General features: G+C 58.0%; 13 protein-coding genes. 5 read left to right on the top strand and 8 right to left on the bottom strand.

Translation table 11 applies throughout. The annotated features are described in order from the left end of the window. Positions 1–7 precede the first annotated feature (7 nt). The 3 genes from QWJ34_RS08725 to QWJ34_RS08715 all read right to left on the bottom strand — a co-directional run bounded on the left by QWJ34_RS08725 (position 8) and on the right by QWJ34_RS08715 (position 2,121). The gene (locus QWJ34_RS08725; protein ID WP_302727007.1) at positions 8–697 is read right to left on the bottom strand and encodes a DUF4956 domain-containing protein; all 690 of its coding nucleotides are present in this window, start codon (positions 695–697) and stop codon (positions 8–10) included. Beyond that, complete coding sequence (locus QWJ34_RS08720) at positions 690–1,499, bottom strand: polyphosphate polymerase domain-containing protein (protein ID WP_302727006.1); 810 nt, start codon at positions 1,497–1,499, stop codon at positions 690–692. The genes QWJ34_RS08725 and QWJ34_RS08720 overlap by 8 nt, the downstream gene beginning before the upstream one ends. A gap of 481 nt (positions 1,500–1,980) precedes the next feature. Further along, positions 1,981–2,121: a hypothetical protein gene (locus QWJ34_RS08715; RefSeq protein ID WP_302727004.1), complete on the bottom strand. Its 141-nt coding sequence runs from the start codon at positions 2,119–2,121 to the stop codon at positions 1,981–1,983. Between the two features lie 144 nt (positions 2,122–2,265). On the opposite strand from QWJ34_RS08715, the gene QWJ34_RS08710 reads away from it, so the two are divergent. Together QWJ34_RS08710 and QWJ34_RS08705 are read left to right on the top strand one after the other, a co-directional pair. After that, positions 2,266–2,946: a response regulator transcription factor gene (locus QWJ34_RS08710; RefSeq protein WP_302727002.1), complete on the top strand. Its 681-nt coding sequence runs from the start codon at positions 2,266–2,268 to the stop codon at positions 2,944–2,946. Then, entirely contained in the window at positions 2,946–4,451 is a 1,506-nt protein-coding gene (locus QWJ34_RS08705; RefSeq protein ID WP_302727000.1) for a sensor histidine kinase, read from the top strand. The genes QWJ34_RS08710 and QWJ34_RS08705 overlap by 1 nt, the downstream gene beginning before the upstream one ends. A 516-nt stretch (positions 4,452–4,967) precedes the next feature. Here QWJ34_RS08705 and QWJ34_RS08700 read toward each other — a convergent pair. Both QWJ34_RS08700 and QWJ34_RS08695 read right to left on the bottom strand, forming a co-directional pair. Next, positions 4,968–5,540, bottom strand: coding sequence for an SEC-C metal-binding domain-containing protein (locus QWJ34_RS08700; protein WP_302726999.1), 573 nt, complete (start codon positions 5,538–5,540; stop codon positions 4,968–4,970). A gap of 26 nt (positions 5,541–5,566) precedes the next feature. Beyond that, complete coding sequence (locus QWJ34_RS08695) at positions 5,567–6,130, bottom strand: hypothetical protein (protein ID WP_302726998.1); 564 nt, start codon at positions 6,128–6,130, stop codon at positions 5,567–5,569. A gap of 153 nt (positions 6,131–6,283) precedes the next feature. Between QWJ34_RS08695 and QWJ34_RS08690 the strand changes: the two genes are divergently transcribed. Continuing rightward, the gene (locus tag QWJ34_RS08690) at positions 6,284–7,201 is read left to right on the top strand and encodes a phosphatidate cytidylyltransferase (RefSeq protein ID WP_302726996.1); all 918 of its coding nucleotides are present in this window, start codon (positions 6,284–6,286) and stop codon (positions 7,199–7,201) included. 15 nt (positions 7,202–7,216) lie between these two features. Here QWJ34_RS08690 and QWJ34_RS08685 read toward each other — a convergent pair whose 3' ends face one another. Together QWJ34_RS08685 and QWJ34_RS08680 are read right to left on the bottom strand one after the other, a co-directional pair. Beyond that, the gene (locus QWJ34_RS08685; RefSeq protein WP_302726994.1) at positions 7,217–7,888 is read right to left on the bottom strand and encodes a hypothetical protein; all 672 of its coding nucleotides are present in this window, start codon (positions 7,886–7,888) and stop codon (positions 7,217–7,219) included. Next, complete coding sequence (locus QWJ34_RS08680) at positions 7,885–8,775, bottom strand: helix-turn-helix transcriptional regulator (protein ID WP_302726992.1); 891 nt, start codon at positions 8,773–8,775, stop codon at positions 7,885–7,887. Before QWJ34_RS08680 ends, QWJ34_RS08685 begins: the two co-directional genes overlap by 4 nt. A 128-nt stretch (positions 8,776–8,903) precedes the next feature. Here QWJ34_RS08680 and QWJ34_RS08675 point away from each other — a divergent pair, with 128 nt between their 5' ends. Beyond that, the gene (locus tag QWJ34_RS08675) at positions 8,904–9,881 is read left to right on the top strand and encodes a DMT family transporter (RefSeq protein WP_302726990.1); all 978 of its coding nucleotides are present in this window, start codon (positions 8,904–8,906) and stop codon (positions 9,879–9,881) included. Positions 9,882–10,216: 335 nt separating this feature from the next. Then, entirely contained in the window at positions 10,217–10,666 is a 450-nt protein-coding gene (locus tag QWJ34_RS08670; protein ID WP_302726988.1) for a helix-turn-helix domain-containing protein, read from the top strand. 215 nt (positions 10,667–10,881) lie between these two features. Here the strand turns inward: QWJ34_RS08670 and QWJ34_RS08665 are convergent, their stop codons facing one another. Next, positions 10,882–11,796 carry a DMT family transporter gene (locus QWJ34_RS08665; protein ID WP_302726986.1) on the bottom strand — a complete coding sequence of 305 codons (915 nt, stop codon included), beginning with the start codon at positions 11,794–11,796 and terminating at the stop codon, positions 10,882–10,884. Positions 11,797–11,852 lie beyond the last annotated feature (56 nt).

The raw sequence follows: 11,852 nt of genomic DNA, 5'->3' as shown, positions 1-11,852 counted from the left end.
GAGAAACTTAGTATTCCGCCGCTACCGGAGGAGCCATGGTCAGCGACAGGTCGAGATTGCCGTTGCGGGTACGGATCGAATCGAGAAACGCTTTCTGATTGACGCTTTGATCCATCGTGACCGAGTAAACCAGTTCGTACAGGCTGCCGAGTTCGGTGGTGCGGATCTTTTTGAGATCGTGCTGCACGCCGAACTTTTGGAACACTTCTTCAAAAGCTTCTTCGTAGCCGAGATTTTCCGGGATCGTCACTTTAAGCGTCTTCTGCTGCGACTTTTTCACGCCGAATTTGAAGCGGCTGAGCACGAACATCACGACGCAGAGGATGAGGGTGAACAGTACCGCGTAGCCGAGAGAGCCGACGCCGCAGGCCAGGCCCGCCGCCATCGTGAACAGGACGTACGTGATGTCTTTGGGATCGCCCGCCGCGCTGCGGAAACGGATGATCGAGAACGCGCCGGCCAAACTGAACGCACGGGCGACGTTGCTGCCGATCATCAAGATGATGACCGCGACGACGATCGGGAGAATGACCAGCGTCAGGGTGAAGCCCTGCGTGTAGGTCGCTTTGTTCGTTTTCATGTAAGTCAGGCTGATGATCGCGCCCAGGATAATCGCCAGGCCGATCGTCACCAGGGCATTGGTCAGGGTCAGGTCGGTCGTTGCGGTCGTTGTACTGTTGAGGATGGAATCAAGCATAAAGCACAGTCTCCTTTTCGGTTGCACGTTCGGTAGTCGGCAGGTCGCTTACCGCGTTCAATTGGATATTGGGATTCAGGTCGGGCACCATTCGTCTGTTTTTGAGCAGCTTCTTGTATTCATTGCCGTATTTCGAAAAGCTGGTGCGGTACAGTCCGTGTTCGGACAGCATTTTCGACAGCCAGGCCGGCACCGTCTTCTCCGCTTTCACTTCCATCAACCACTGGCCCGGCTGCATCAGCTGCTCGCCGTAATCGCCGCGTTCCAGCTGGACGTCGTAGCGCCGGCAGCGGATATTCGTATCGAACGTAATCCGCAGATCGCGGCTCGTTTTGTCGAACAGGGCTTTGCGGTCGTAGGAGAGATACACTTTCGGTTCCAGGTCGTACAGGCGGAGGAAGTATTCGATCTCGTCGAGCACCTGGGCGTTCATGTAAGGCTGGAATTCGGGCGGCTGTCCGGTGCGGACAAACTCGTAAGCTTCGTTCAGCTTGAGCGCCGTGCGTCTTTTGTTGACCAGACCGAACACTTTTTTCTTGATCTCCAGGTAGACTTTCGCGTCTTCGTTCGGTACGCCGTAAGCGCGGAGGCGAAGCTTTTCCTTGTATTTCGGCTTGGCCAGGCTCTGGCGGATCAACGAATCGTGCGGGGTATCGAAGTACAGGTTGCTGATACAGTAGAACTCGTTTTTGTTGTATTCGTCTTTCTCCATATATTCCAGCAGCGCCGCGTAAATTTTCTCGTAAGCCGCATGATCCATCAGGTATTTGCTTTCGTACCGGTTGAAGACCTCGATCGCCATCTTTCATCGTTCCTTTCGCTGTAGGTTTTCGTGTTCGCTTGCCATACCTGTATCTTAGAGCCGCAACCTTTAATGAATCTTAAATAATCGAGATGTTTGTAAAAATCCTGGGAAATCGCCCCGTTTTTTTACACCCGTTTTACATTGCGTTCGCGTTCCGCGGTTTTCTTTCATTATATGCAGCATATTTGCAAAGGTAAAAACTCAGACCAAAATAGGTATGCCGCAGACGGAAATTCTTTTGTAAAAGCTGTTATCGGCAAAAAAAGTCCAGGCGCAGATCGCTGCACTTGGACTCTAGGCTGTATTTTATTTAAGGTTTTCCATGCTGCTTTTGCAAAGGATTGAAAATGTCCTGCTCCCGGTAGTATAATTGAAACAAATCAAAAAGCTCTGCCGCTGGAACGGCAGAGCTGGGACACAAAGCCGGGGGAAACCACGGCGCGCACTAATTGCTTAGTACAAAACCCACCGCGGGCTGTCAACCTTTAGCGGTGGGTTTTCTCTTGCGCTGCTTGATTTTACGACGCGCCAATCGGTACAATTTTCGGCCGCTGAACAAAATGCTCAATGCAGCCGCTGCACCTTTTAACACATCCACAAACTCCGCGAGAACGATCATGGCTTTCACCTCCTTTACGGAAGGCTGCGCCGTGATCGCCCCACCCCTACACTTCACCCTACAAAACTTTAAGATTGATTAAAGGTATGCCCGATATAATGAACACAACGCACAAACAGAACTCAAACAGAGGGTGGCAAACTCATGCGAATCTTGATCGTGGAAGACGAACAGCATCTGGCGGAAGCCTTGTCGCAAATTTTGAAAAAGAACAATTACTCGGTCGATGTCGTCCACGACGGCGAAGACGGCCTCGATTACGCGCTCAGCGATATTTACGATCTGCTGCTGCTCGATATTATGCTGCCGGGCATGGACGGGATCAGCATTCTCAAAACGGTGCGGGGCAAAGGCATGTCCGTTCCGGTGATCCTGCTGACGGCCAAAGGCGAGACGCCCGACAAGATCGCGGGGCTGGATTACGGCGCGGACGATTATGTGGCGAAGCCTTTCTCCGCGGACGAGCTGCTGGCGAGAATCCGGGCGGCGCTGCGGCGCAAAGGCGAGGTGGTGCCGGAAGAAGGACTCCAATTCGGCGATCTCAGGCTGAACACGGCCAATCCCAAACTGACGGTCAAAAGCAAGGAAATGAAGCTGAACCTCAAAGAGTGCGAGCTGCTGGAACTGCTGATGCTGCGCAAGCAGGCGGTCACGTCGAAAGAGCAGATCATCGAGAAGCTGTGGGGATTCGATTCGGAAGCGGAGCACAACAATGTGGAAGTGTATATTTCGTTTTTGCGTAAAAAATTGAATTTCCTCGGTTCGGAAACGCGTATCACGACGATCCGGGGCGTGGGATACGTGCTGGAGGAGGGCAAAGCGTAATGGGAATGTTCGGCGCCAAAACGTCAAATTCGTCGAATCCCTTGTTCAGCAAGCTGCGCAACCGGTTCCTGATCGTCAACCTGGTCACGATCGTCGTGATTATGCTGGTGGCGTTCGCGACGATTTATGTGATTACGTACCGTCAGGTGCACGATGAGATCGGCATGGACCTGGACCGCACGACCAATCTGTACCGCAGCGGCATGGACGGCAATCTGCGCGACGGCGACCTGAACGATGCGCAGCCGGGCGCCGACGGAAGCGGGAATCCGGGGCAGAACGGTTCGGGCAGCGGCGGCGAAAATACCGGCCGGAGCGGTTCCGCCGCGGCCGAAAGAACGGATGCCGCCGCGGGTTCGGCGGATAACGCCGCGGCGGACGGGAGCGAAAGTTCGGGAGCGGCAGCCGGCAGCGGCGAAAGCGGCGGCGATATGGGCGGACCTCCGCCGGGCTTCGGCAGCGGCGACATGCCGCCGGAACGTTCGGTTTCCTTCATGCTGCGCACCGACTCGACCGGTACGCTGGCCGCGACGGAGTCCCGGTTCAATATGAGCGTAACCGACGACTTCTACGCCGAGGCGCTGAGCCTGGCGCAGTCGATCGGCCGCGATCAGGGGGATTTCACGCTGGACGACAGCCGCTGGACCTTCAGCAGGCTCAAGACGAGCGACGGCACCATGTACGTTTTTATCGATACGACGTCCCGTCAGTCCATTCTGACGACTCTGATCTACGCGTTTCTGGCCGTGGGCCTGGTTATGCTGATCGTGCTGTTCTTCTTCAGCCGATTCTTCGCCAACCGTTCGATCGCGCCGGTGCGCGAAGCGTTCGACAAGCAGAAACAGTTTATCGCGGACGCGTCGCACGAACTCAAGACGCCGCTGGCCGTAATCAACACCAACGCGGACGTGCTGCTGGCAAACGGCGACGACACGATTCGCAGCCAGGAGAAGTGGCTGCGCTATATCAAGTCGGAGACGGAGCGCATGGCGAAGCTGACCGGCGATCTGCTCTACCTGACCGAGATGGACGACTCGCGGACCAATATGGTCTTCGCCCGCTTCGATCTGAGCGAGGCGGTCGAGAACGTGATGCTGACGATGGAAGCGGTCGTGTTCGAAAAGAACCTGACGCTCGATTACAGCATCGAGCCGGGGCTCGGCATCGTCGGCAGCCGCGAGCAGATCATCCAGGTGACGATGATCCTGCTGGACAACGCGATCAAGTACGCCGGTCCGAACGGCACGATCGACGCGCTGCTGAAGCGCGAGCACGGCGAGATCGTGCTCGCCGTGACCAACACCGGCGAAGGCATCCCCGCCGAGCATCTGCCCCGCGTGTTCGACCGTTTCTACCGGACGGACAAATCGCGCGCCCGCTCGCAGGGCGGGCACGGCCTGGGCCTTGCGATCGCCAAGTCGATCGTCGAACAGCACAAAGGCCACATCTCCGCCAGCAGCGCCATCGGCGGAAAAACGACGTTTTCGGTGCGGTTCCCGGCGTAAGGAATCCCGCTGCGGTGAATTAGCTGCGCAGATACAGTTAATTTGCCGCCCGGCTCCGATACTGCTCAAATAACTGCACAGGTACACTTAATTTTGCGAAATCGGCCTTTTTTCTTGCTTCTCAGGCGAAATAGATGTACTGGCGCTCTTATTGTTCGGTTTCCGTTGATTTTCGGCGAATTAGATGTATTCCTGCAATTATTTCGGTTTTCGATCTTTTTTTCGAGCAGGAAGAAACAGGTTCTCTCCAAAACTCGGAGGCCCCGTCTGAAAACTCGCACAGACTATAACGAATACGAAAAAACCTTCACCCCCGCGCCAATCGCGGGATGAAGGTTTTTTTGAGTTTGGCTCGGACGAGGGTTCGGGCCTGGTTACTTCTTTCTTTATCTTGTGTCGGCCGATGCGTCGGCGCACATCGCAACGCCAAAAAAGCCGCGGCCCCGCATCACGAATGCGTGATGCGAAGACGCGGCCTCCGTTTGCGCGTACCCGGTTTCCCTTCCTCCGGATCGCTTATTCCCCGTCTGCTTTTACCTCCAGCTCGAACCCTTCCGGCTCGCCCGCTCCTTCGAAAGGCGCCGTCTCCCAGCGCAGCAGCTCGCCGTCTTCATCCAGTGTCAGCACCGCGCCCGACACCGGCTGCCGCTCGTCCAGGCCGTTCGCCAGCGCCTGCGAAGCGAAGCCCAACAGCGGACGCAGGATATCCTGCTCCTCGAAGCCGCCGAGCACGAGGCCGCCCCAGAGGCGGTTCGCCAACGCTTCGAGCAGGCGGCGCTCCGCCGGGCGGAATCCCTCGCCGTAAGGCGTAACCGCGTGCAGGCGCGCGCCGTCCAGATCGTCCAGCAGATCGCCGGCGAGCTCCATCAGCCCGGCGTCCAGCTCTTCGCTGCGCGGCTCCGCAGCCAGGCGTTCGTTCAGGCCGGCAATCCGGCCGAGCACGTAAGATCGCGGCGAGAATGCCGGGTCGGCCTGCCGCAGCCGCGCGAACTTGTCCGACGGCTGGATGACGATTGCTTTATCGATGCAGCACTTCTTGTACTTTTTGCCCGACCCGCAGAAGCACGGGTCGTTTCGTCCGATTTTCAACGTCGTTACTCTCCTTTGTCCACGCTTCAAATTTCCTGCCGGCTGTCCGGCGGCGCCGGCTCGTAAGCGTTCAGCCTGCCTTCGTACACCAGCGCCATCCGCTCGCTCTGCCGGAAATCGTCGGGCGTCACCAGCGCGGGCAGCTTGTTCCAGATCTTGATTCCGGAGCGGTGCAGGATCTCGGCTACGAACTGCGAACAGAAATACGAATTACTGAACTCCACCGGCTCTTTGAACGCCACGCCGACGATGCCGAGCAGGTTGTACAGATACTTTTCCCGGCTGCGGATAAACACGTTCAGCACCCGCCGCATCTTCTCCACTTCGCGCTCCGTCACGTTCAGCTCGTAGATCACGCAGGTCGTGTTCGGGTAGCGGCTGAACGTGCCGGTGCGTACATCCTCGCGCACAAAGCCGCCGTCGAGCGGGTTGTACGGATTTTTGCGGCCGAAGCTGTACAGTTCTCCCAATTCGCGGTCGAACGAGATCGAAGCATGGTTGTACGGCGCGCGCGTGTAGGTCTGGATCATCCGCGTAAACAGCGTGCCCGTGTTCGTCAGCAAAATATAAACACAGCGATTGTCCGTCATGCCTGGGTCTCTCCTTATCCGGCGCGTGGCCCGGCTTCCGGCTTCGTCAAACGCCCGCGCCGAACAAAGGCATTGCGCCATTTCGAGTGATTCCTATATTATAACATATGACTGTTTTGCCGGAATTCGACTTCCCGATAAGTTGGTGATGATTTGTTCAGTTCTTACGTGGTTCTGCTGCTTGTGCTTGTCGCTTTGGCCGCCGCGAATCTGGTCTACGTGTTCGTCAGCCGCCGGCAGCCCGGCAAAGATTATTCGTCCATCGGCGCGCGCATGAAAGTCTGGTGGGGGATGTTCTTTATCTTCTGCCTCGCCACCCTGTTCTCGCCCGCCGTCTCGCTGGTCTCGCTGATGATCCTGTGTTTCTTCGCGCTCCAGGAATATTTTTCGATGATCCGGGGAACCCGCAAAGCCGACCGGCGGCTGTTCCTGTGGGCGTATCTGGCGATTCCCGTGCAGTTCTACTGGATTTACACCGGCTGGTACGGCATGTTTATCGTGTTTATCCCGCTGTACGTGTTCCTGGTGCTGCCGATTCCGAGACTGCTGGGCAAAGGCACGTTCGGCTTCCTGCGCAGCGTCAGCTCGACCCAATGGGGATTGATGCTGATGGTATTCGGCCTGAGCCACCTCGCTTATTTCCAGTTCGCGACCCCGGAATACGGCGGCGGGCTGGTGCTGTTCCTGGTCGTCCTGACGCAGCTCAACGACGTGGTCCATATGGCGGTATCTCTTTATTTCGGCAAAAAGAAAGTCGTGCCCACCGCCAACCCGCGCCTCACCTGGGAAGGTTTCGTCTGCGCGTTCATCGCGACGACGGCCGCCGCGTACGCCCTCGCCCCGCTGCTGACGCCGTTCGGCCCGCAGGCTTCGCTCTGGTTCGGCATGCTGCTGTCGCTCGCCGGTTTCTTCGGCAGCCTGACCGTGTCCGTACTCAAGCGCGATCTGCTGATCGAAGGCGAAGACAAAGCGGCCGCGCCGAAAAAAAGCTATTTGAGCCAGATCGACAGCCTCACGTATACGGCGCCGGTGTTTTTTCATGTGGTGCGGTATTTTTTCGAATTCATGTAAAATCAAGGCTGGCGTTTACCTCAGCGTTTTCAACAGCCGAACAATCTTCGCCGACGTCATCGCGTTCCCGCTTCGCGCCGATTGATCCGTTCCGGGCACGATCGCATCCAGAGAGTATCCATGCTGGTTTTGCAGCGGATACGTGTCCAACCGATCGAACGAATCGTTCGCCAACGCCGGAAACTCCGCCCAGAAGTCGTCCAGCTCGCGCCGCTGCGCAGTCGATAACCGGAAGTCCGCATCCACCGCCGACTCCACGTCGAAAAGAAAATAAACCGTCCCCCGACGCGTCATCTCGGCAAACGGCTCGCGCTCGCGGATCATCGACATATCGTCCTTCAGCACCGGAAAAGGCCCCGCGATCTTCGGGACTTCAATCTCGCCCAGCCGCTCCATGCAGGCGGCGAATTCGGCTTTTTTCAACGGATCGGGCGGCGTGTATTCGTAATAATCCGGCGCCAGTTCGTCCAGCAGCCGCAGCCGCTTCTCGTGCGGCGTATCGTATTCGTTGAACGACAATACGAATTTAGCCGCCGGCTTTATTCTTCTCAACGCCAAAAATTGTTCCCGATTCACGCTTCCGGCAAGCCCTTCCGCCCCATAACGACACCCTACCCATACGTCGCCCGGCAGCAAACCAAGAAAGTCCGCTCTCGCCGCCCCGTTCACTTTGACGATCGATGTCACGTCTTGTTCGCCTCCTTCTTTTTGTACGCCAACGGAGTCAGCCCCGTCTTCAACCGGAACTTTTCGATAAAATGGCTCGTGCTGACAAACCCGACGCGGTAGCCGGTCTCCGTCACGTTCGCGTCTCCCCGAAGCAGATCCATCGCCTGCCGAATCCGGTAATCCGCGACGTAACCGAGCGGCGTGCCGCCGAGAAAAGTATTGAAGTACCGACAGCATTCCGACCGGCTCAAACCGCCCGCCCGCGCGATGTCCTCCAAACGAACCGGTTCGGCGTAATGGTCGTGAATCCAATTCAGCATATGCTTGACCCGCCGGCTGCGCATTCCGCGTTCTTCGCCGGGCTTCGGCTCCGGCCCGCCCGCGATCACGTCGTGCCATAACCGGGTCAGCAGCATCGCGATCTCCGGTTCGTAAAAAGCGGGCTTTTGTTCAAGCAGCCGGTGCACTTCGCCGATCCCGTCCAGCAGCCGTTCTCCCCGCCCCGACCGGGCGTCGAAGCGCAGATAAGGCATGCCGGCCGCGCCCAGATAAGGCGTCAGGTACGCCTCCCGCAGCTCGCCCGGCAGCAGGAAATGCGGGGCGGCATTGAGCGAGACGTAGACGCAGCCCGAACGGTTCCGGTCTTCCGCTCCGTGCAGGCAGCCGCCGTTGATAAACAATCCTTCGCCCGCGCGCAGCGTCAATTCTTCGTCGTTGACCCGGAACGCGCCTTCTCCCTGCTCGACCCGGACCCACTGCACCTCGTCGTGCCAGTGCAGCGGAATGCGGCCGTGCACATGGCGGTCGATCCGCGTGCGATAACAAGCGACCGGCAGGATCGCGGTGCGGTGGGACGTCAGCTCGCGCAGACTTTCGCTTTCGATCGGAAAATTCCGGTTTTGCATGATTCACCTCAATACCCCGATATTTTTGGCTTCTTTTCGCGTATTTTTCGTGTCTTTCTCCGCTTACAATCATTCTATCACGATAGAACGGTTTGCCACAGCGGCCGAAAAGAAAGGAAATCGACAGGATGGAAAAAAGAACGGAACCGCAAAAAAAGCCGCAAACGCGGCAAAAAACCGCAATGTCGCCGGACACTGCGGCCGATCTCTCCCCGAATCGCAAAACCGGTTTGTTTTTCGTTATCGCGGGCGCCGTGTTATGGGGCGTCGGCGGTACGGTGTCCCAGAAGCTGATGCACCATTACGGCGCCGACGCGGCCTGGCTGGTCACGATCCGCCTGCTGGTCGCGGGACCGCTGCTGCTGCTTCTGCAATTCGCGCTGAAAGGCGGCCGGCAACTGCTGCGGATCTGGACCGACCGCCGGATCGCGCCGCTGCTGCTGATCTACGGATTGGCCGGGATGCTCGCGGTGCAGTATACGTTTATCGCATCGATCGGCTACGGGAACGCGGCCGTCGCGACGCTGCTTCAATATATGTCCCCGGTCGTCGCGCTGCTGTATGTGCTGCTGAGACGGCGCCAGGCGCCTACACGGCTTGAACTTACGACCGCTGCGCTGGCCTTGCTCGGCTGCTTCATGCTGCTCACCAACGGTTCGTTGTCGTCGTTGTCCGTACCCGCGCCGGCTGTGATCTGGGGATTGTTGTCCGCGGTCGCCGCCGCTTTCTACACGCTGGCCGCCGTCCCGCTGCTGCGCCGATACGATTCGCTCGTCGTGGTCGGCTGGGCGATGACGGTGGGCGGTCTGGCGCTTGCGGCGATTCGTCCGCCGTGGAATGCTCCCTGGCCGGCGCTGGATGCTGCCGGTTACGGGTATCTGGCGTTCGTGCTGGTCTTCGGGACGACGCTGGCTTTCTGGTTTTATATCGAAAGCCTGCGCAATCTGCCGCCGCAGGAAACGATCGTACTCGGCAGCCTGGAGCCGCTCGCGGCCGTGCTGACCACGGTGGTCTGGCTGCATGAACCGTTCGGAACCTGGCAGTGGGGCGGCACGATGTGCATCATCGCGGTCGTGCTGCTGATGAGTCTGCGGGGCAGGAATTAGCTTACAACGTCCCCCAGTACACTTCCGTTTCATAGTCAAAAGAAATCCGGCCGTTCTTCGCGGTACGGTCGAAGATTCGGCGCAGTTCGTCCGTCATCGGCGCGTAGTTCGCGTCGTCCGGCGTTCGTTTTTTGAATATTATACAGAAGAAACCGAATTTCTCGCAACGCGGCTTCCGCCGATCAGATCCAGACCGCCGCGGCGCTGTATACCAGCAGCAGCGCCATGTTGGTATTGAATCCTTTTGCATGACGGATCAGAAAAGGCTGGAATAACGCGCCGAACGCAAACTCAGCCTGGATAAGCTCGCCGACCTCACCGGCATCAGCAAAACGATGCTCGGCCAGATCGAGCGGGACGAATCCAGTCCATCGCTTACCACCGTATGGAAAATCGCCAACGGGCTGAAAGTCTCGTTCACTTCTTTAATCGTCGAACCGCCCGCGGACGCCGTCGCGGTGAGCCGGGCGAATATTCAAATGATGGAAGACTCGGAGCAAACCTACCGGCTGTATCCGATGTTTCCTTACGACGCCGAGCGCGGCTTCGAAGTGTATACGCTGGAGATGGAACCGGGCTGTGTGCTGGAATCGGAACCGCACCGCGAAGGAACCGAAGAACTGATCTCTTTGTTCGCGGGCACGCTCGAGCTGATGATCGCGGGCGTAAGCCATACGATCTTCGGCGGCGACGCGATCCGCTTCCGCGCCGATCGCCCTCACCGTTACCGCAATTCGGGAACGGACACCGTTCATCTGAGCATGACGATCCGTTATCGGGATTGAGCAGTATCCAAGCGAAATTAGCTGCTTGTCTCGCTGTAATCCAATCCTGCGTTGATTCGAGACAAGTCAATAAACTTCGCCCCAAACCCTTATTCCACGGAAAGCGGCCGCGGCCGCTTTCTCGATTTCAACACGCGGCTTTGAGCTTTTCGAAAATTGCGCTTCGGACGTATACGCCGGCAATTTCTCTTGCGGCGGATAAGCTTCCGCTTCGCTCACCGGATCGGCTTTTTCTTTTCCCTCACACTGAGGATCACGCCCAGGATCACGATGCTCCCGCCGATCCAATCCCCCGGCCGCAGCGCCTCTCCAAGCACCGTGATCGACAAGGCGACGCCGAAAATCGGCACGAGATTCATCAGAGCCATCGCCGTACCCGCCGTCAGTCCCCGCAGCCCGTAATTGTAGAGCATAAACGCCGCCACCGAGCAGAACAGCCCCAGATACAGCAGCATCCAGATCGACTCCGTCGTCGGCATCCGCCATTGGTCTTTTTCGATCAATGCGAGCGGGATAAACGCAATCGTACCCGCGATCGTCTGGTAGAAAGACACCGTCGCCATCGAGTAGCGGCCGACCACTTTGCGCGTCGCGAAGTTATACACCGCAAACACGAAGCCCGCCGCGATCAGCAGCAGATTGCCGGTCAGCTCGTGCTCCCCGCCCTGCTGCGCCGCGCCGCCCGAGATCCGGTATACGCCGAAGATCGCCATCGCGATCCCGATTCCGCGCATCCATGAAATCCTCGTCCGGTAAAAAAAGAACTCCAGCAGCGCCGTCACGGCCGGATACGAAGCGACGATCAGCGCGGCGCTCGACGCCGTCGTCAACTGCACGCCTATATTTTCAAGCGCGAAATACATCGTCGTGCCCAGCAGTCCGCTGAGAGCCATCATGCCGAGGTCCCGGCGTGCGGGCAGCGCGAACTCGCGGCGCACCGCCACGATAACTCCCAGAATCACCGAAGCGATCGCGAACCTTGCGGCTCCGAGCGTCAGCGGCGGAAACGAAGCGTACGCGATCTTGGTACCGACGAAAGACGTACTCCAGAGCATAATCGCAATTAACGCGGCAATCAGGTAAAGCGTCCGCGTATGACGAAGCCCGGTATCGGCGATATTCGTCTGCACAAGCTGTGTTTTCCTTTTCGCAAGAGTGCCCAATTCCGTACCTCCTTCATCGAACT

The sequence above is a fragment of the Saccharibacillus sp. CPCC 101409 genome (genome assembly GCF_030518235.1).
Taxonomy (GTDB): domain Bacteria; phylum Bacillota; class Bacilli; order Paenibacillales; family Paenibacillaceae; genus Saccharibacillus.
This window is presented reverse-complemented; position numbering and strand designations above follow the sequence as displayed.

Excerpts from the sequence above, each read along its gene's own strand:
- QWJ34_RS08695 (WP_302726998.1), bottom strand. The coding sequence starts at position 6,130 with ATGACGGACAATCGCTGTGTTTATATTTTGCTGACGAACACGGGCACG.
- QWJ34_RS08710 (WP_302727002.1), top strand. The coding sequence starts at position 2,266 with ATGCGAATCTTGATCGTGGAAGACGAACAGCATCTGGCGGAAGCCTTG.
- QWJ34_RS08680 (WP_302726992.1), bottom strand. The coding sequence starts at position 8,775 with ATGCAAAACCGGAATTTTCCGATCGAAAGCGAAAGTCTGCGCGAGCTG.
- QWJ34_RS08705 (WP_302727000.1), top strand. The coding sequence starts at position 2,946 with ATGGGAATGTTCGGCGCCAAAACGTCAAATTCGTCGAATCCCTTGTTC.
- QWJ34_RS08720 (WP_302727006.1), bottom strand. The coding sequence starts at position 1,499 with ATGGCGATCGAGGTCTTCAACCGGTACGAAAGCAAATACCTGATGGAT.
- QWJ34_RS08715 (WP_302727004.1), bottom strand. The coding sequence starts at position 2,121 with ATGATCGTTCTCGCGGAGTTTGTGGATGTGTTAAAAGGTGCAGCGGCT.
- QWJ34_RS08725 (WP_302727007.1), bottom strand. The coding sequence starts at position 697 with ATGCTTGATTCCATCCTCAACAGTACAACGACCGCAACGACCGACCTG.
- QWJ34_RS08670 (WP_302726988.1), top strand. The coding sequence starts at position 10,217 with ATGCTCGGCCAGATCGAGCGGGACGAATCCAGTCCATCGCTTACCACC.
- QWJ34_RS08675 (WP_302726990.1), top strand. The coding sequence starts at position 8,904 with ATGGAAAAAAGAACGGAACCGCAAAAAAAGCCGCAAACGCGGCAAAAA.